This is a genomic window from Streptomyces sp. NPDC002623, from assembly GCF_053592635.1.
Genome location: NZ_JBSFWB010000003.1, coordinates 267873 through 285672, shown reverse-complemented (window position 1 = coordinate 285672; position 17800 = coordinate 267873). Strand labels below are relative to the sequence as shown.

Below are 17800 nucleotides of genomic sequence, written 5' to 3'. Positions count from 1 at the left end.
GCCCAGTACCCCCCGCTCTCGCGCGGACTACTCCTCGTCGTCCTTCTCCTCCTCCTTCTCCTCCTCCTTCTCCGGCTCCTCGGCGGCAGCCTCCCTCTCGGGAAGTTCCGCGGCGAGTGCGGCCGCGGCCTGGACCAGCGGCAGGGCGAGCAGCGCGCCGGCGCCCTCGCCGACCTTCACGCCCTGGTCGAGGAGCGGCTCCAGAGCCATCCGATCGAGTGCCTTGGCCTGTCCCGGTTCACCACTCTTGTGCGCGGCCAGCCACCAGTCCGGCGCCCGGAACGCGATCCGCTGCGCGACGAGCGCACAGGCGGCCACCACGACCCCGTCCAGCACGACCGGCAACTTCCGTACCGCGCACTGGAGCAGAAAGCCCGTCATGGCCGCGAGGTCCGCCCCGCCCACGGTCGCCAGCAGTTGCAACTGCTCGCCGAGCACCGGCCGGGCCCGCCGCAGCGCGTCCCGGATCGCGGCGCACTTGCGCATCCACGCCAGGTCGTCGATCGCCTCGCCGCCCCGTCCGGTCACCACGGACGCGTCGGTCCCGCACAGCGCGGCCACCAGCACCCCCGCGGCCGTCGTCCCGCCGACGCTCACATCGCCGAGCACCACCAGATCCGTACCGGAGTCGGCCTCCTCGTCGGCGACGGCCATGCCCGCCCTGAAGGCGGCCTCCGCCTCCTCCACGGTCAGCGCGTCCTCGATGTCGATCCGGCCGCTGCCGCGCCGCACCCGATGCCGCACGACGTCCTCGGGGAAGGCCTCCGGATCGCAGTCCAGGGCCATGTCCACGACCCGCACGGGCACGTCGAGACGGCGGGCGAGCACGGAGACCGGACGGCCGCCCTCCAGGACCTCGCGCACCAACTCCGCGGCACTGCCCGCGGGTCGGGTTGAGACGCCGAGCTCGGCGATGCCGTGGTCGCCGGCGAACAGCACCACCCGCGGTCGCTCGACCGGTCGCACGGGCGACGAGCCCTGCGCCGCCGCCAGCCACTCACCCAGGTCGTCCAGGCGCCCCAGCGATCCGGGCGGCACGATCTGACGTTCCCGGCGGGCCTCCGCGTCACGGCGGACACCGCCGTCCGGGCGCTCGATCAGATCGGTGAAGTCGTCGAGATTAAGCGAGCTCATTCGCCGAACAGTACCGGCACCGATCGAACAGTTCCGCGCCCCGTCGCCACCACACACGCGTGACGTCATTGCACCCAAGATCGGGATCCCATACGTTCCAGTTTGCCGCAAATTGTCGACCACTCTCCCTCTTCGCCCTTCGTGCCCCTCCCCGTCCTCCCCGGAGCCGCTCATGCCCCCCAGGCCCGTCCACGAGCCGCGCCGCGACGACTGCCCCTGGTGCGGCTCGAAGCGGCTGCGCACCCGGCTGCGCGCACCCGATCTGCGCCACCGCAGGCCGGGCACGTTCGTGGTCGACGAGTGCCTGGACTGCGCACACGCCTTCCAGAACCCGCGCCTGACCGTCGAAGGGCTGGAGCTCTACCCGGCGGACGGGGAACGACGGGCCGTCGCCCGCAGGCAGCTCAGGGCGACGGCCCGGGCGATGCTGCCCTTCCCCGAACCGGAGAGCTGGCTGGACGTCGGAACGGGCGACGCGCCCTTCCCCGAGGCGGCGAAGGAACTGTTCGCCTACACGGCGTTCGACGGGCTCGACCCGACCTCCAGGGTGGAGCGGGCGCACGCGGCCGGCCGGCTCGACGAGGCCCATGTCGGCCGGTTGACGGCCCCGGAGGTCCTCTCCCGGCTGCGCGGCCGCTACGACGTCGTCAGCATGCTCCACCACCTGGAGCACACCCGGGACCCGAGAGCGGAACTCGCGGCGGCGCTGACCGCCCTGCGGCCGGGCGGCCACCTCCTGCTGGAGCTCCCCGACCCCGCCAGCGCCTCCGCGGCCGTCCTCGGCAAGTGGTGGCACTCCTACGACCAGCCCCGCCACCTGCACCTGATCCCGCCGGCCAACCTCCGGGCCGAACTCCAGGCCCAGGGCTGCGAGATCGTCGTGACGGATCGCAGGGCCGCCCACACCCCCCACGACCTGGCCGCGGCCGTCTCGCTCTACGCCGAGCGGAGCCGTCTGCGCCCGGCGGCCGGGCCGCTCACCGCCCTGGCCGCGGCACTCGACCACCTGCTGGCCCCCGTCCTGCGCCGCACCCGCTTCTCGAACGCGTACCGGATCATCGCGCGCCGCGGCTGACGGCCCCCCCGCGACGGAAAGTGCCCGCCCGCGACGGAAAGCGCCCGCTGAAGTCGCCGGGCGGGCGGCCGCTCAGCCGCGGAGCACCAGCGCCTGCCCCGCCACCACCAGCACGACCTGCTCGCACTCGGCCGCGACCGCCGCGTTCAGCCGCCCCAGCTCGTCCCGGTACCGCCGCCCCGACGCGGTGGCCGGCACGATCCCCGACCCCACCTCGTTGGACACCAGTACGACGGTCCGCCGCGCCGAACGCACCGCCGCCGCCAACTCCGCCACCCGTGAGCGCAGCGCCCGCTCCCCGCCGTCCGCCCACACCGCGTCGTCCCACGCCCCGACCGAGTCCATGACGTCCGTCAGCCACAGCGACAGACAGTCGATCAGCAGCGGCGCCCCGTCCTGCGCCAGCAGCGGCGCCAGGTCACAGGTCTCCGTCGTGCGCCACGACCCCGGCCGACGCTCCCGGTGCGCGGCCACCCGGGACGCCCACTCGGTGTCGCCGCCCCGCGTCCCCCCGGTGGCCACGTACAGCACGTCCGGGAAGGACTCCAGCCGCCGCTCGGCCTCCACCGACTTCCCCGACCGGGCGCCGCCCAGCACCAGCGTCCGGCGCGGCACGTCCGGGACGTCCTCGTACACCCCCACCGTCAGCGTCGACCCGTCCGGCACCGCCCGCGCGCCCGCCGCCGCGAGCCGTCGCCGCAGCTCCGCGCCCGGCGGCACGTCGTGGCCCAGATGGACGGCGACCACGTCGGTCGTCGGTCCGACCGCTCCGACCGCCCGCAGCTTGGCCAGCGCATCCGGCCGCCCCACGAGATCCGCGAGGACCATGTCGTACCGCTCGACGGGCCCCGGCCCCTCCTCCAGGCCGGCCGGCGCGCCCCCGGGCGGCAGATACAGCAGCCGCTGCCCGTCCGGCCCGGTCACCGCGTACCCGGTGCCCGGCGCGTCCATCGCCACCGCCCGCACCCGATGTCCCGTCAGCAGCGCCAACTCCCGCCCGTCCGGCACCCGGCCGGGCTGCGGCAGCCCGGCCGGCACCTCCACCGGCGGCCCGTCGTGCGGATGCGTCAGCAGCACCTGCCCGACCCCGCCCAGCGAGTGCCCGGCCCGCGCGGCCGCGAACGCCGCACCCGGCGTCAGATCGAGCAACAGGGCCCCGTCGACGAGCAACGCGGTCGCCGCCCGCGCATGCACCCCGAGCGAGACCGCGCACACGGCGCACGAACAGTCGGGGCGGGGCAGCCCCGCGGGGGCGCCGGTACCGAGCAGAGTGACTTCCACGAAGCTGATTTTCGCGTGTCTGACCTGGTCTTGCGCACCCGACTAGGCTGACCGCAGAAGCCGGACCTTGATCCGGCTTCTGCTCTGCACGTGGTCACAGCTGGGAGGCGTACATGGCGGCATGGACGTGGCGGTTCGAGAAGGCGGACGGGACGGAGGTCGAACCCGCGGTGCAGCCCGAGGAGTTCACCACCCAGGGGGACGCCGAGTCGTGGATCGGGGAGATCTGGAAGGACCTCGTCGAAGGCGGCGCGGACCAGGTGCGGCTCTTCGAGGACTCCACCGAGATCTACGGCCCGATGAGCCTGCACGCGAACGAGTCGTAACCGGCCCTACCGTCGCGTCGGGGTGGCCGCGGCCCGGTCACCCCGACCGCCGGCCGGGTCCACCCCGTCCGCCTCTCACTCGAACGAGTGAACAACGGGAGCGACGGGAACAACGCAGGCTCAGCCGCGCACTCCGCACAGATGCAGCAGCGCCGCCACCTGCCGGTAGGGGTCGGTCCGCCCCGCCCGCTCCTCGGCGGACAGCAGGGTCTCGACGTCCGCCGGGATCTCCGTGTCGTCCGCCGCCGTGTCCGTGAAGACCCGCACGCCGTACCAGGCCTGCAGCGGCGCCCCGATCCCGGCGAGCGCGCCGGTCAGCGTCGCCAGCCGGTCCGCGCGCACATCGAGCCCCAGCCGGTTGACGTAGGCCGTGGTCTCGAACGCGCCCAGCGCGCCCGCCCAGTTCCCGGACAGGCCCGGCCGCATGGCCAGCGCGTCCGCGTTGCGCACCAGCAGCGACAGCAGTCCGCCCGGCGCCAGCATCCGCCCCAGCCCCGCCAGCAGCGCGTCCGGCTCCTCGACGTACATGAGCACGCCGTGGCACAGCACCACGTCGAAGCTGCCGGGCAGGAAGTGCACCCCGGTGTCCCGGCCGTCGCCCTCGATGATCCGCACCCGCTCCCGGATGCCCTCCGGCTCGTCGGCCAGGGCCGTACGGGCCGCGGCGACCATCGTCGCCTCCTGCTCCAGACCGGTCACCTGATGTCCGAGCCGGGCCAGCCGCAGCGCCTGCGTGCCCTGCCCCATGCCGACGTCGAGCACCCGCAGCCGCTGCCCGACCGGGTAGCGCCCCGCTATCTGCTCGTCGAGCTGCCGGGCCACCAGCTCCTGTCGTACGACGTCACGCAGCCCGCCCAGCCTGTTCAGCCAGGCCTCGGCCGCTCCCCCGGAGAAGGCCGCAGCGCTCAGGGCCGCGCTCCACGCTTGATCTGCGGCTTGGGCAGCCGGAGGCGACGCATCTGCAGCGAGCGCATCAGCGCGTACGCCACCGCGCCCCGCCGGTTCTGCCCGGCGAAGCGTTCGGCGAGCTGCTTGCGCAGCCGGAAGGAGGTGACGAACGAGTCCAGCACGATCAGCACGATCACGACCAGCCACAGCAGCAGCGCGATGGTCTGCAGCGAGCCCACCTGCACCATGCTCAGCACGAGGATGATCACGGCCATGGGCAGGAAGAACTCCGCCACGTTGAACCGCGCGTCGATGAAGTCGCGAGCGAACTTGCGCACGGGACCCTTGTCACGAGCCGGCAGATACCGCTCGTCGCCCCCGGCCAGCGCCTGGCGCTGCCGGTCCATCTGGGCGCGGCGCTCCTCGCGCTGACGCTTGGCGGCGTCCTTGCGCGACGTCGTCGTGTTGGCGACGCTGCGGCGCTGGGTCTGGGCCTCACTGCGCTTGGGCGTGGGCCGACCCTTCTTCGCCTGAGGGTCACGGGTCTGCTTGGAGTCGGTCACCACCGCGTCGGCGGGGGCCTTCTCTTCCTTGGCACGGCTACGGAACACAAAACCCAAGGGTAAGCGCTTCTGGGCATGGACCCCAGCCCGGAGGGGAACGATCCGGCAACACCAGTCGTCTGTAGAGGGGACAGACCGACCAAGAACGAGGGAGAAGGGACACAGGGTGACCTACTGCTCACCCTGAAGGTCACCTACTCCCTACGCCGGAGCAAGGGCTTGGTCAGTCGTCCTTGGGGATGAGCGCATCCGTCCCCGAACAGTGCGTCAATGGATGCAGGGCCCGTACTGTGGGTTCTGTCGCAAGGCTGGAGCCGGAGTCCGTCAGAAGGGGGCGCGCGAAGCCCATGAGCGGTGTCATGAAGCGTATGGGGATGATCTTCCGCGCGAAGGCGAACAAGGCCCTTGACCGGGCCGAGGACCCGCGCGAAACCCTCGACTACTCGTACCAGAAGCAGCTGGAGCTGCTCCAGAAGGTCCGCCGTGGCGTCGCCGACGTGGCGACCTCGCGCAAGCGCCTGGAACTCCAGCTGAACCAGTTGCAGTCGCAGTCCACCAAGTTGGAGGACCAGGGCCGCAAGGCGCTCGCGCTCGGCCGCGAGGACCTCGCCCGCGAGGCGCTCTCCCGCCGCGCCGCCCTCCAGCAGCAGGTCACCGATCTGGAGACGCAGCACTCGACGCTCCAGGGCGAGGAGGAGAAGCTCACCCTCGCGGCCCAGCGCCTCCAGGCCAAGGTCGACGCCTTCCGCACCAAGAAGGAGACGATCAAGGCCACCTACACGGCCGCCCAGGCCCAGACCCGCATCGGCGAGGCCTTCTCCGGCATCTCCGAGGAGATGGGCGACGTCGGCCTGGCCATCCAGCGCGCCGAGGACAAGACGGCCCAGCTCCAGGCCCGCGCCGGCGCCCTCGACGAGCTCATGGCCTCCGGCGCCCTGGACGACCCGACGGGCATCGCGAAGGACGACCTTCAGGCCGAGCTGGACCGGCTCTCCGGTGGTACGGATGTAGAGCTGGAACTGCAGCGCATGAAGGCCGAACTCGCCGGCGGAAGCTCCTCCGGCCAGCAGGCCATCGAAGGTGGCACGAGCCAGTCGCAGTCCCAGCAGCAGCCGCAGGACACCCCGCGCTTCGACAAGCAGTAGCCCGGCGCCGGGGCCCGGAGCCGAGGAGAGCGACATGATCGTACGGATCATGGGGGAGGGCCAGTGGACGCTGGCCGACTCCCACTTCGTCGAACTGAACAAGCTGGACGACGAGCTGCTGGCCGAGATGGAGAGCGGCGACGAGGAAGGCTTCCACCGCACCCTCGGCGCCCTCCTGGACGCCGTCCGCCGCCTGGGCACCCCCCTGCCGGACGACGCCCTGGAACCCTCGGAACTCATCCTCCCGGCCCCGGAGGCGAGCCTGGAGGAGGTCCGGGAGATGCTGAGCGACGACGGCTTGATCCCGGGGTGAGACGAGCAGCACGGCACGGAAAGCGACGGTAACCAGGCAGTGACCCTCCTCGCCCGTGCCGAGTGCCGGCTCAGGGCCCACCCCCTGGCCCTGGACGCGACCCTCGCCGCCGGAGTCCTCTTCTGCATGCTGGCCGGCTCCTTCGTCGACCCGCACGGCGAGCACAGCGTCACCTGGAGCCTGCGCAGCCCGGACCCGCTCAGCCTCCTGCTGATGACCCTCGGCGCCGTCGCCCTCGTCTTCCGCCGCAGGGCCCCCATGACGGTTCTCGCCCTCACCGGCGCCGCCTCCGTGATGGAGTCGGTCACCGGCGACCCCCGCGCCCCCGTCGCCATGTCCGCCGTCGTCGCCCTGTTCACCGTCGCAGCCGCCACCGACCGCGTCACCACCGTGCGGGCCGGCCTGCTCACCATGACGGTCCTCACCGGCGCGGCCATGCTCGCCGGACCGCTGCCCTGGTACGCCCAGGAGAACCTCGGGATCCTCGCCTGGACCGGCATCGGCGCCACCGCCGGGGACGCGGTGCGCAGCCGCCGGGCCGTCGTCCAGGCCATCCGGGACCGCGCCGAGCGCGCGGAGCGCACCCGCGAGGAGGAGGCCCGCCGCCGGGTCGCCGAGGAGCGCCTGCGCATCGCCCGCGATCTGCACGACGTGGTCGCCCACCACATCGCCCTGGTCAACGTCCAGGCCGGAGTCGCCGCGCACGTCATGGACAAACGGCCCGACCAGGCCAAGGAGGCCCTCGCGCACGTCCGCGAGGCCAGCCGCTCCGCGCTCAACGAACTGCGGGCCACCGTCGGCCTGCTGCGCCAGTCCGGCGACCCCGAGGCCCCCACCGAACCCGCCCCCGGCCTGGACCGCCTCGACGAGCTAGCCGGCACCTTCCGCAGCGCCGGCCTGCACGTCGAGGTGGCCCGCACCGACCACGGGACCAAGCTGCCCGCCGCCGTCGACCTGGCCGCCTACCGGGTCATCCAGGAAGCCCTCACCAACGTCCAAAAGCATGCGGGGACCGAGGCGAAGGCCGAGGTCAGCGTCGTGCGCGTGGGTCCGAACATCGAGGTCACGGTCCTCGACAACGGGCACCCGGCGGGCGACGAGAGCCCGGTGAGCGGAGGCGGCCACGGCCTGCTCGGGATGCGGGAACGCGTCACCGCCCTGCGCGGCACCCTCACCACCGGCCCGCGCTACGGCGGCGGCTTCCGCGTCCACGCCATCCTGCCGGTCAAGACCCGCACGGCCACCATGGGAGACAGTGCATGACCATCCGCGTCCTGCTCGCCGACGACCAGGCACTGCTGCGCAGCGCGTTCCGCGTGCTCGTCGACTCCGAGCCCGACATGGAGGTGGTGGGCGAGGCGTCCGACGGCGCTGAGGCGGTCCGACTGGCGAAGGAGCAGCGCGCCGACGTCGTCCTGATGGACATCCGCATGCCCGGCGTCGACGGTCTCGCCGCGACCCGTCTGATCAGCGCCGACCACTCCCTCGCACACGTCCGGGTGGTCATCCTGACGACCTTCGAGGTGGACGACTACGTCGTGCAGTCGCTGCGGGCCGGCGCCTCCGGCTTCCTCGGCAAGGGCAGCGAGCCGGAGGAGCTGCTCAGCGCGATCCGGGTCGCCGCGGGCGGGGAGGCGCTGCTCTCGCCGACCGCCACCAAGGGCCTGATCGCCCGCTTCCTCGCCCAGGGCGGCACGGCCGACGACCACGACCCCACCCGCTCGGCCCGGCTGGACGCGCTCACCGTGCGCGAGCGCGAGGTCCTCGTGCAGGTCGCCGGCGGCCATTCCAACGACGAGATAGCCGAGCGCCTGGAGGTCAGCCCGCTCACCGTCAAGACACACGTCAACCGGGCCATGGCCAAACTGGGCGCCCGCGACCGGGCCCAACTCGTGGTCATCGCGTACGAGTCGGGGCTGGTCCGCCCACGGGTGGAGTGAGCCCGAACCGCAATCGGCACGGTGGAACCGCCGGCACCGCCCAGCCGTTTCATATGCTGGCGACTCGAACGGCTCGGGGGACTCGGGGGAAGGTGGTCGGGGCGGTGCCTCTGCACAAGGACGACCCGAAGGCGCTGGGCGGGTACCGGATCGTCGACCGGCTCGGGGCCGGCGGCATGGGCGTGGTGTATCTGGGCCGGGCGCGCTCGGGGCGTGAGGTCGCCGTCAAGGTGGTGCACTCCCAGTACGCCGAGGACGCGGTCTTCCGCGCCCGCTTCCGGCAGGAGATCGAGGCCGTCCGCAAGGTGAGCGGCGCGTTCACCGCCCCGGTCGTGGACGCCGACCCGGAGGCCGTACGGCCCTGGATGGCCACCCAGTACGTGCCCGGCCCCACGCTCTCCGCGCGGATCCGCGAGCAGGGTCCGGTGCGCGGCGCGGAACTGCGCCGGCTCGCCCTGGGCCTGGTGGAGGCGCTGCGGGAGATCCACCGGGCCCAGGTCGTGCACCGCGACCTCAAGCCGGGCAACGTCCTGATGGCACCGGACGGCCCGCGCGTCATCGACTTCGGGATCTCCCGCGCGGCGGAGAACCAGACGCTCACCGAGACGGGGAAGGCGATCGGCACCCCGCCGTTCATGTCCCCGGAGCAGTTCACGGACGCCCGTTCGGTCGGGCCCGCCTCGGACGTCTTCTCGCTGGGCGCGCTGCTGGTGTTCGCCGCGACCGGACGCGGCCCCTTCGACGCGGACAGCCCGTATCTGACGGCGTGGCGGGTGATGCACGAGGAGCCCGCGGTGGACACGGTCGCCGAGCCGCTGCGCGCGATCCTGACCCGCTGTCTGGCCAAGGAGGCCGCGGACCGGCCCGAACTCGACGAACTGGCGGGGGAGTTCGCGGAGGCGCTGCCCGAATCCGCGCCGGGCGACCCGGAGACGGTGATCCTGCGTCCGCCGCCCGCGCCCGCGCCCCCGGCGGGCGAGGAGCCGGGACCCGCCGCAGCGCCGCCTCGCACGGGCCGCCGCTCCCGGCTGCGCCGGTGGCCGGTGCTGGCCGGGGTGGCGGGCGTCGTGGCCCTGGCGCTCACCGGCTATCTCCTGTTCGACCCCTTCAAGAGGGACGACAAGGCGGCGGAGTCGGACGTCACCGGCTCCGAGTTGCGCAGCTGGGATCCGCTGCCCAACGGCTGGGAGCCTTGGCGGACCACGCTGTTCGGGACGGCCACGAGCGGGGTGAAGAAGCCGCTGGAGGGCTCCGGGGTCTCCTTCGGCACCTCCCTGTCCTGCGCGATGGGCGACGGCGCCTTCTACTGCGGGGGCGACGGCGTTCTTCCGGTCCGCGTCGACACGGCGACGGGCCGGCTCGCCTGGCGGGCGGACTCCCAGCCCTCGGGCCTGGCACGGGAGAGGTACGACAACATGGTCCTCGGGGTGCGCGACGGCGTGCTGCTGGTCTCCGAGTCGGTCCTGAACACCGCGGGCAACGACCAGACCCGCACCGTCGTGGCCCTCGACACCGCCACCGGCAAGCGGCTCTGGTCGCACCCGACAAGCGAGGGCGAGGTCACCGTCGCCCTCGTGGGCGATCTGCTGATGATCCCGGAGGGCGGCAAGCGGGTGACCGCCCTCGACGCACGCGACGGCACCGCGCGCTGGACGGCCACGCTGCCCGCCGGGCCCACCTACGGCTGCGACTTCTACGACGTCGACGGCGTCCCGTACGCGGGCTGTACCGACGCGGGTACACCGTCGCGCACCGTGTTCTACGCCGTCGCCCCGGCCGACGGCTCGACCCGGAAGGTGAGCGTGCCGGACGGCGACGGCTTCTACGTCGGCGCTGTCGGCGGCGATCTGGCCTTCGTGATGTCCACCCCGCAGGACACCGACAGCTCCGCGGAGTCGGCGTACGCCGAGGTCCTGCTGATCGACCCGGGCACCGGTGCCGTGCGCGAGACGAAGCTGGCGGGCGACCCGCGCGGTGAGGTGGAGCTGGTGGGCGGAGTGCTCTGCTTCGCCTCCTCGGCCGGGCAGCTGGTCGCCCACTCGCCGGAGACGGGGGAACAGCTGTGGGAGACCTCGACGACCCTTCAGCAGCCCGGTACTCCCGTCGCCGACGAGCGGGGACAGGCGGTGTTCACGGCCAGTGCCTCCGGACGGGTCGCCGCCGTCGACATCGAGACGGGCACCCTGCTGTGGGAGTCCCCCGCGCGGGCCGAGCAGGTCGTCGGGACCGGCTATGCCGCGGCCCGGGTGTTCCTCGACCAGGGAGCCCTGGTGGTGCTGACCCCCGACGGCACCGTCTTCAGCCTGGACCCGGCCCACCCCGCCGGGACACCGGCGGCGGAGTGAGCCGGGGCCGGGGCCCACAAGGGGCCGCGGCGGCGCGGGGCTACGGCAGCGCCAGCATCCGCTCCAGTGCCAGCTTCGCGAACGCCTCGGTCTCCTTGTCGACCTCGATGCGGTTGACGAGCTTGCCCTCGGCGAGCGACTCCAGGGTCCAGACCAGGTGGGGGAGGTCGATCCGGTTCATCGTCGAGCAGAAGCAGACCGTCTTGTCGAGGAAGACGATCTCCTTGCCCTCGGGCGCGAAACGGTTCGCCAGCCGGCGGACCAGGTTCAGCTCCGTGCCGATGGCCCACTTGGAGCCGGCCGGGGCGGCCTCCAGCGCCTTGATGATGTACTCGGTCGAGCCGACGTAGTCCGCCGCGGCCACGACCTCGTGCCGGCACTCGGGGTGCACGAGCACGTTCACCCCGGGGATCCGGGCGCGGACGTCGTCGACCGACTCCAGGCTGAAGCGGCCGTGCACCGAGCAGTGGCCGCGCCACAGGATCATCTTCGCGTCCCGCAGCTGCTCGACGGTCAGCCCGCCGTTCGGCTTGTGCGGGTTGTAGAGGACGCAGTCCTCCAGGGACATGCCGAGGTCCCGGACGGCCGTGTTCCGGCCCAGGTGCTGGTCGGGCAGGAACAGCACCTTCTCGCCCTGTGCGAAGGCCCACTCCAGGGCCCGCTGGGCGTTGGAGGAGGTGCAGATCGTGCCGCCGTGCTTGCCCGTGAACGCCTTGATGTCCGCGGACGAGTTCATGTACGAGACGGGCACGACCTGCTCGGCTATGCCGGCCTCGGTCAGCACGTCCCAGCACTCGGCGACCTGTTCGGCGGTGGCCATGTCGGCCATCGAGCAGCCGGCGGCGAGGTCGGGCAGGACCACCTTCTGGTCGTCCGACGTCAGGATGTCGGCGGACTCGGCCATGAAGTGCACACCGCAGAAGACGATGTACTCGGCCTCCGGGCGGGCGGCCGCGTCCTTGGCCAGCTTGAAGGAGTCGCCCGTGACGTCGGCGAACTGGATGACCTCGTCGCGCTGGTAGTGGTGGCCGAGGACGAACACCTTGTCGCCGAGCTTCTCCTTGGCGGCACGGGCCCGCTCGACCAGGTCCGGGTCGGAGGGCGAGGGCAGGTCGCCGGGACACTCGACGCCCCGCTCGCTCTTCGGGTCGGCCTCACGGCCGAGCAACAACAGGGCGAGCGGAGACGGCTGTACGTCGAGCTCCGTGGTCTGGGCGGTGGTCACGACACGCACCCTTTCTACTTTTCGTCGATCTGACGTTATCTATGATAACCCGCATAACGTCACTTTGACGATGGTCATTGCGTCGATGTGACGTGAATCCCGATGAGCCGTTTTCCGCCCGCAGGCGCATGTGCGAGCATGAAGGAGGCGTCGAAAACCCGTCGCCCGGCCCGGAATGAATCCGCGGCCTTGCCGGTTGCACCAGTCGGCAAGCAGTCTCCGTACAACCCGGGAGAGATGTAGATGTCCGTATCGGACGAGACCAGCACCGTCACCGACGGCATCATCCTGTCCGACGCCGCCGCGGCGAAGGTCAAGGCCCTGCTCGACCAGGAAGGCCGCGACGACCTGGCCCTGCGCGTCGCCGTTCAGCCCGGCGGCTGCTCCGGCCTGCGCTACCAGCTCTTCTTCGACGAGCGCTCCCTCGACGGCGATGTCGTCAAGGACTTCGACGGCGTCAAGGTCGTCACCGACCGCATGAGCGCCCCGTACCTGGGCGGCGCGTCCATCGACTTCGTCGACACCATCGAGAAGCAGGGCTTCACGATCGACAACCCGAACGCGACGGGCTCCTGCGCCTGCGGCGACTCCTTCAGCTAAGCCTTTTCTGCTCTGCTCAGCTGCACACGAAGGCGGCGGCCCCCTCCGACGGGGCCGCCGCCTTCGCGCTGTGCGGGTGGTGGTGCGGATGCGGTCCGCGCGCTACTGGACCTGCGGCAGCCGGGCCCCCGCCTTCTCCAGCGGGATGGCCTTGCCGTCCGAGCCGACCACCTTCCGGCTGCCGAGCGACTCGTCCAGCTGAACGCTCTGGTGGTACTCCTTGGCGATCATGATGCAGACCTTGTCCGGCCAGGGCGTCTCGGTCACGGTGACCTTCACCTCATCGCCGCTCTCCACCGCCTTCGCCTTGTAGTCGGCGCACACCCCGCCGTAGAAGCTCACGGTCAGCGTGTCGCCCTCGACGGTGTAGCCGTCCACCTGCACATCACGCGTCGCCGAGGTGCCCGTGGGCGTCGGAGCGGGCGTGGGCGTCGCCGCCGACTTCAGATACGCCGGCTCGACGGCCGGCTGCGTCACGGTGTAGCCGGCCGCGGTCCCGGCCGCCTTCACGTCGAACAGCCAGGACGGTACGAGAACCTGCTGTCCGCCCGAGGTGTGCGGGGCGAGCCCGAGCACCGCGTCCTCGACCGTCGCCGTCTGTGCCTGCGTCTGCGTCTGAGTGGTCGTCGTCGACGCACCGCACGGACTCTCCAGCCGGTCCTTCGTCGGCACCGGGGTGGCACAGCCGCCGATGCCCATCCGGTGGTCGCTCCCCGGCGCCGCGTTCAGCGCGTCCAGCGCCTCCTGCGCACTCAGCAGGGGATACGTGTCGCCCTTCGCCGGGGCCTCCAGCTGCCCGTTCCCGCCGACGATCTCGCCCTGCGCGCTGACGCTGATCCCGGTCGTCCAGCCGTAGGTGGGCAGACCCCCGATCACCGGGTCGGCGTTCACGATCCGCTGGGCGCCCATGAGCTGGCTCGCGTCCACCTTGGCGTCGTCCTGGCCGACCGCCTTCAGGACCGGCGCCGCCGCCTTCTTCGCGGCCGCCTCGCTCACCGGGTCGCCGGCCGGGCTCGCGGGGGTAGGGGTGCACTTGGCGGTGCCGCCCGAACAGTTGTCCGTGCCGGGCGCGTACCGGGTGAACGTCCACATCCCCGGTGCCTGCCGGTTCACCCGCAGCACCGGCCCCGAGCCGTCGTTCCCGGCGCCGACCTTCCAGGCCTCCCCGTCGACGACCGGCGTCCCCTCGACGCCCAGCGCCTTCGCCAGCCCGGCCACCTCGCCCTTCGTGACCTCGCCCTTCGCCCAGTACACGGGCGCGGAGCCGGGGCCCTCCGGAAGCGTGCCGGCGGCGCTGTACGTCACCCCGTAGGGGTTGGGCTCGCCGGGCGCGATGCCGCTCGTGCCGCCCTCGGGGGTACCCGTACCTCCGGAGTAGTCGTCCAGGAGGAGCGCCGCGGGGGTGCCGTCCCCGGAGGGCGCCCCGGAGCCGGAGCCCCCGCCCGAGCCGCTCACCGCGGCGGAGGTCAGATAGGCCCCGCCACCGCCCACCAGCAGCACGGCGGCGGCGACGGAGGCGATGAGCACGGGCGAGCGGCGCCGGGAGCCCCCGCCGGCCTCGCCGTCACCGGCGGCGGGAGTGACGACGGGCTCGTCGGCGTCTCTGGCGGGGGCGGCGGATCGCTCCGGAGCGACGGCAGGCCCGGCCTCGGCCGTTGAAGCTTCGACCTCAGCCGTTGAAGCTTCGGCCGCTGAAGTCTCGTCCCCGAAAGCCTCGACCTTTGAAACTTCCGAGGCTTCTGAAGCTTCAGCCTCTACGGTTTCAGCCTTTTTTTCGGCCGTTACCTCTTCCGGCTTCGCTCCCTCGGCCTTGGTCCCTTCCGGACCCGTCTCCCCGGAACCCGTCTCCTCGGAACCCGTCTCTTCCGGCTCGCGCGCGGCGTCGTCGTTCTCGGGTCGCTCGGTGTTCACCGCATCGCTCCTTCGGCAGCCCTGCTGTCGTACCCCACATCCCCTTTACGAGGGACGCCGATGGGACGCGGCGGGGGAGCGCACGGTTCCCTTCCGAGCGCCGTACCGAAGAAAACCCTAGTTGCCGTAGTCCGGCATCGCCTCCAGCAGCCGGGCGGACTTCGCCGGTACGGTCACGCCATGGATGAGTGACGGGGAGACCGGACGGGAAGTGATCTTCTCCGGGACCGCCCAGTGCGGAGCCATCCGCGCGCAGTCGCCGCGCAGCGACGCCAGGTCGCCGTCGAGATCGGCCGGAGCGGGGGCGTGGACCTTGAGGTTCGTCATAACCGAACCGTAGGCACGCCGGAGCCTGCGAAGAAAGATCTACTATCGGGTAGTTTCAGCTGCTTCAGTGGCGCGGGTCGACCCGGTAGCGTGAACTGTCAATCCCCCTCCCCACAGGAGAGTCCACGCCGTGCGCATTGCAGTCTCCGGCTCCATCGCAACCGACCACCTCATGACGTTCCCCGGCCGCTTCGCCGATCAGCTCGTCGCGGACCAGTTGCACACGGTCTCGCTCTCCTTCCTGGTCGACAACCTGGATGTCCGCCGAGGCGGCGTGGGCGCGAACATCGCCTTCGGGATGGGCCAGCTGGGGACCCGCCCGATCCTGGTCGGCGCCGCGGGCGCGGACTTCGACGAGTACCGGGCCTGGCTGGACCGGCACGGCGTCGACACCGACTCGGTCCGGATCTCCGAGACGCTGCACACCGCCCGCTTCGTGTGCACGACCGACGCCGACCACAACCAGATCGGCTCCTTCTACACCGGCGCGATGAGCGAGGCCCGCCTCATCGAGCTGAAGACCGTCGCCGACCGGGTGGGCGGCCTCGACCTGGTCCTGATCGGCGCCGACGACCCGGAGGCGATGCTCCGCCACACGGAGGAGTGCCGTTCCCGCTCGATCCCCTTCGCGGCCGACTTCTCCCAGCAGATCGCCCGGATGAACGGCGACGAGATCGGGACGCTGCTGGACGGCGCCACGTACCTCTTCTCCAACGAGTACGAGAAGGGCCTGATCGAGTCCAAGACGGGCTGGTCGGACGCGGAGATCCTCTCCAAGGTCGGCCACCGCGTCACCACCCTCGGCTCGCGCGGCGTCCGCATCGAGAGCGCCGGCGAGGACCCGATCGAGGTCGGCTGCCCGGACGAGGAGCGCAAGCTCGAGCCCACCGGCGTCGGCGACGCCTTCCGCGCGGGCTTCCTCTCCGGCCTCGCCTGGGGCGTCTCCCACGAGCGCGCCGCCCAGATCGGCTGCATGCTCGCCACCCTCGTCATCGAGACGGTCGGCACCCAGGAGTACCAGCTGCGCCGCCTCCACTTCATGGAGCGCTTCACCAAGGCGTACGGCGAAGAGGCCGCCACCGAGGTCCGCGGCCACCTCGCCTGAGGCCCAAGGCCTGTCCTGTCCTGCTCCTGGACTGGACTGGCCAGGACAGGACAGGCCTAGGACACCCGGCGGACCACGTAGACCGCACCGCGGTCCGCCGGCTCCTCGCCCACGTACTCCTGCCCTCGCATCTCGCACCAGGCGGGGATGTCGAGCCGAGCCGCCTCGTCGTCGGACAGCACCCGCACGACACCCCCGACCGGGACGTCCCCGAAGACCTTCGCCAGCTCGATGACGGGAATCGGGCACCGCTTGCCGAGCGCGTCCACGACGAGCACGTCACCCCGCGTCTCCGTGGCCGGAACGGGCGCCCCGAGCTTCTCCCGCACCCCCGCCACCGCCCCCGGCAGCACGGCGAGGAACCGCTCCACGTCCTCCTCGGCCGTCCCCGCCGGCAGCGAGACCCTCACATTCCCCTCACTCAGCACCCCCATCGCCTTCAGCACATGGCTGGGCGTCAGCGTGCTGCTCGTGCAGGACGAACCGGACGACACGGAGAAGCCCGCCCGGTCCAACTCGTGCAGCAGCGCCTCCCCGTCGACATAGAGACAGGAGAAGGTGACGATCCCCGGCAGTCGCCGCTCCGGGTCCCCGACCACCTCCACATCCGGGACGACGGCCGCCACCCGCGCCCGGATCCGCGCCGTCAGCTCCCGCAGTCGTACCGCCTCGGCCGCGGCCTGCGCCCGTACCGCCCGCAGCGAGGCCGCCGCCGCGACGACGGCCGGAATGTTCTCGAACCCGGCCGCCCGCCCCGACTCCCGCTCGTCCACCGGGCCTTGGACGGCGAAGCGCACCCCCTTGCGCACCACGAGCACCCCCACCCCCGGCGGCCCGCCCCATTTGTGCGCGCTGCCGGTCAGTACCGACCAGGGCCCCTCCACCGCCCCCCAGCCGAGCGACTGCGCGGCGTCCACCAGCAACGGCACCCCCGCCGCCCGGCAGACCTCGGCCACCTCGGCCACTGGCTGCCCGGTCCCCACCTCATGGTTGGCCGACTGCAGACAGGCCAGCGCGGTGTCGGACCGCAGGGCGTCGGCGTACGACCCGACGGTCACCGCACCCGTCCGCGCCACCGGCACCCGGGTCACCTCACCGCCGTCCGCCTCGAACGCCTCGGCCGAATGGAGTACCGAGGAGTGTTCGACGGCTGACACGATCAGGTGACGTCCGACGCGCCGCCGCCCGGCCGTCGCACCGGCGATCCCGCTGTGCACGGCCCGTGTCCCGGACGACGTGAACACGACCTCGTCCGCCCGGCACCCGATCGCCTCGGCCATGGCCTCCCGGGCCGCGTCGAGCAGCAGCCGCGCCCGACGCCCCTCCCGGTACAACCGGGCGGGGTCGGCCCAGCCTTCGTCGAGCGAGGCCGACATCGCCTGCCGGGCGACGGGATGCAGGGGAGCGGCGGAAGCGGCGTCAAAGTAGGGCACACGGCAACGGTAGAACGCCGGTGGCTCGTCCAGGGGCGTGGGGAACTCCGCGACAGGCCCCGACGGAGCCCGTGCTCGCCACACGACAGCGCCTCACGAGCTGTTACGCGCCCAAACCCCCCGTCAGAAGTACCCCGGAGTCGGGCAACCCGCCCCTTACGCGGGACGCCCGGCGCGTTGCCCACCCCT

At 72.2% G+C, this 17800-nt stretch carries 17 protein-coding genes; 9 read left to right on the top strand and 8 right to left on the bottom strand.

Annotated features, from left to right (window positions below; genetic code table 11):
- Positions 1-27: 27 nt before the first annotated feature.
- Positions 28-1134 (bottom strand): nicotinate-nucleotide--dimethylbenzimidazole phosphoribosyltransferase, encoded by a 1107-nt coding sequence (gene cobT, locus ACWD4O_RS07010; protein ID WP_451278167.1) that lies wholly within the window; start codon positions 1132-1134, stop codon positions 28-30.
- A gap of 172 nt (positions 1135-1306) precedes the next feature.
- On the opposite strand from cobT, the gene ACWD4O_RS07005 reads away from it, so the two are divergent.
- On the top strand, positions 1307-2209 hold the full coding sequence (locus ACWD4O_RS07005) for a class I SAM-dependent methyltransferase (RefSeq protein WP_451278165.1): 903 nt from the start codon (positions 1307-1309) through the stop codon (positions 2207-2209).
- Positions 2210-2281: 72 nt separating this feature from the next.
- Here ACWD4O_RS07005 and ACWD4O_RS07000 read toward each other — a convergent pair whose 3' ends face one another.
- Positions 2282-3490, bottom strand: a complete 1209-nt coding sequence (locus ACWD4O_RS07000) for a bifunctional adenosylcobinamide kinase/adenosylcobinamide-phosphate guanylyltransferase (RefSeq protein WP_451278163.1) — start codon at positions 3488-3490, stop codon at positions 2282-2284.
- 113 nt (positions 3491-3603) lie between these two features.
- Here ACWD4O_RS07000 and ACWD4O_RS06995 point away from each other — a divergent pair, with 113 nt between their 5' ends.
- Positions 3604-3816, top strand: a complete 213-nt coding sequence (locus ACWD4O_RS06995) for a hypothetical protein (protein ID WP_351912380.1) — start codon at positions 3604-3606, stop codon at positions 3814-3816.
- Positions 3817-3936: 120 nt separating this feature from the next.
- On the opposite strand, the gene ACWD4O_RS06990 is transcribed toward ACWD4O_RS06995, so the two are convergent.
- On the bottom strand, positions 3937-4638 hold the full coding sequence (locus ACWD4O_RS06990) for a class I SAM-dependent methyltransferase (protein WP_451278160.1): 702 nt from the start codon (positions 4636-4638) through the stop codon (positions 3937-3939).
- Between the two features lie 83 nt (positions 4639-4721).
- On the bottom strand, positions 4722-5315 hold the full coding sequence (locus ACWD4O_RS06985) for a DUF3043 domain-containing protein (RefSeq protein WP_451278158.1): 594 nt from the start codon (positions 5313-5315) through the stop codon (positions 4722-4724).
- A 326-nt stretch (positions 5316-5641) separates the two neighbouring features.
- Here ACWD4O_RS06985 and ACWD4O_RS06980 point away from each other — a divergent pair, with 326 nt between their 5' ends.
- The 5 genes from ACWD4O_RS06980 to ACWD4O_RS06960 all read left to right on the top strand — a co-directional run bounded on the left by ACWD4O_RS06980 (position 5642) and on the right by ACWD4O_RS06960 (position 11010).
- Positions 5642-6412 (top strand): PspA/IM30 family protein, encoded by a 771-nt coding sequence (locus tag ACWD4O_RS06980; RefSeq protein ID WP_351912511.1) that lies wholly within the window; start codon positions 5642-5644, stop codon positions 6410-6412.
- 34 nt (positions 6413-6446) lie between these two features.
- Positions 6447-6725: a PspA-associated protein PspAA gene (gene pspAA / locus ACWD4O_RS06975; protein ID WP_451278156.1), complete on the top strand. Its 279-nt coding sequence runs from the start codon at positions 6447-6449 to the stop codon at positions 6723-6725.
- Between the two features lie 39 nt (positions 6726-6764).
- A complete protein-coding gene (locus ACWD4O_RS06970) occupies positions 6765-7988 on the top strand; it encodes a sensor histidine kinase (RefSeq protein ID WP_451278154.1) in 1224 nt (407 codons plus the stop codon).
- Positions 7985-8665 carry a response regulator transcription factor gene (locus ACWD4O_RS06965; RefSeq protein WP_351912390.1) on the top strand — a complete coding sequence of 227 codons (681 nt, stop codon included), beginning with the start codon at positions 7985-7987 and terminating at the stop codon, positions 8663-8665. The genes ACWD4O_RS06970 and ACWD4O_RS06965 overlap by 4 nt, the downstream gene beginning before the upstream one ends.
- 104 nt (positions 8666-8769) lie before the next feature.
- The gene (locus ACWD4O_RS06960) at positions 8770-11010 is read left to right on the top strand and encodes a protein kinase domain-containing protein (protein WP_451278152.1); all 2241 of its coding nucleotides are present in this window, start codon (positions 8770-8772) and stop codon (positions 11008-11010) included.
- A gap of 40 nt (positions 11011-11050) precedes the next feature.
- Here the strand turns inward: ACWD4O_RS06960 and nadA are convergent, their stop codons facing one another.
- Positions 11051-12235 carry a quinolinate synthase NadA gene (gene nadA, locus ACWD4O_RS06955; protein WP_398418451.1) on the bottom strand — a complete coding sequence of 395 codons (1185 nt, stop codon included), beginning with the start codon at positions 12233-12235 and terminating at the stop codon, positions 11051-11053.
- A 243-nt stretch (positions 12236-12478) separates the two neighbouring features.
- On the opposite strand from nadA, the gene ACWD4O_RS06950 reads away from it, so the two are divergent.
- Positions 12479-12835: a HesB/IscA family protein gene (locus ACWD4O_RS06950; RefSeq protein ID WP_030794551.1), complete on the top strand. Its 357-nt coding sequence runs from the start codon at positions 12479-12481 to the stop codon at positions 12833-12835.
- A gap of 102 nt (positions 12836-12937) precedes the next feature.
- Here the strand turns inward: ACWD4O_RS06950 and ACWD4O_RS06945 are convergent, their stop codons facing one another.
- On the bottom strand, positions 12938-14362 hold the full coding sequence (locus ACWD4O_RS06945) for a hypothetical protein (RefSeq protein ID WP_451278150.1): 1425 nt from the start codon (positions 14360-14362) through the stop codon (positions 12938-12940).
- A 501-nt stretch (positions 14363-14863) separates the two neighbouring features.
- Complete coding sequence (locus ACWD4O_RS06940) at positions 14864-15073, bottom strand: hypothetical protein (RefSeq protein ID WP_358807183.1); 210 nt, start codon at positions 15071-15073, stop codon at positions 14864-14866.
- A gap of 130 nt (positions 15074-15203) precedes the next feature.
- Between ACWD4O_RS06940 and ACWD4O_RS06935 the strand changes: the two genes are divergently transcribed.
- Positions 15204-16178: a carbohydrate kinase family protein gene (locus tag ACWD4O_RS06935; RefSeq protein WP_351912399.1), complete on the top strand. Its 975-nt coding sequence runs from the start codon at positions 15204-15206 to the stop codon at positions 16176-16178.
- A gap of 56 nt (positions 16179-16234) precedes the next feature.
- On the opposite strand, the gene ACWD4O_RS06930 is transcribed toward ACWD4O_RS06935, so the two are convergent.
- Positions 16235-17611: an aminotransferase class V-fold PLP-dependent enzyme gene (locus ACWD4O_RS06930; RefSeq protein WP_451278147.1), complete on the bottom strand. Its 1377-nt coding sequence runs from the start codon at positions 17609-17611 to the stop codon at positions 16235-16237.
- Positions 17612-17800: the final 189 nt, after the last annotated feature.

Excerpts from the sequence above, each read along its gene's own strand:
- cobT (WP_451278167.1), bottom strand. The coding sequence starts at position 1,134 with ATGAGCTCGCTTAATCTCGACGACTTCACCGATCTGATCGAGCGCCCG.
- ACWD4O_RS07005 (WP_451278165.1), top strand. The coding sequence starts at position 1,307 with ATGCCCCCCAGGCCCGTCCACGAGCCGCGCCGCGACGACTGCCCCTGG.
- ACWD4O_RS06995 (WP_351912380.1), top strand. The coding sequence starts at position 3,604 with ATGGCGGCATGGACGTGGCGGTTCGAGAAGGCGGACGGGACGGAGGTC.
- ACWD4O_RS06980 (WP_351912511.1), top strand. The coding sequence starts at position 5,642 with ATGATCTTCCGCGCGAAGGCGAACAAGGCCCTTGACCGGGCCGAGGAC.
- pspAA (WP_451278156.1), top strand. The coding sequence starts at position 6,447 with ATGATCGTACGGATCATGGGGGAGGGCCAGTGGACGCTGGCCGACTCC.
- ACWD4O_RS06965 (WP_351912390.1), top strand. The coding sequence starts at position 7,985 with ATGACCATCCGCGTCCTGCTCGCCGACGACCAGGCACTGCTGCGCAGC.
- ACWD4O_RS06950 (WP_030794551.1), top strand. The coding sequence starts at position 12,479 with ATGTCCGTATCGGACGAGACCAGCACCGTCACCGACGGCATCATCCTG.
- ACWD4O_RS06940 (WP_358807183.1), bottom strand. The coding sequence starts at position 15,073 with ATGACGAACCTCAAGGTCCACGCCCCCGCTCCGGCCGATCTCGACGGC.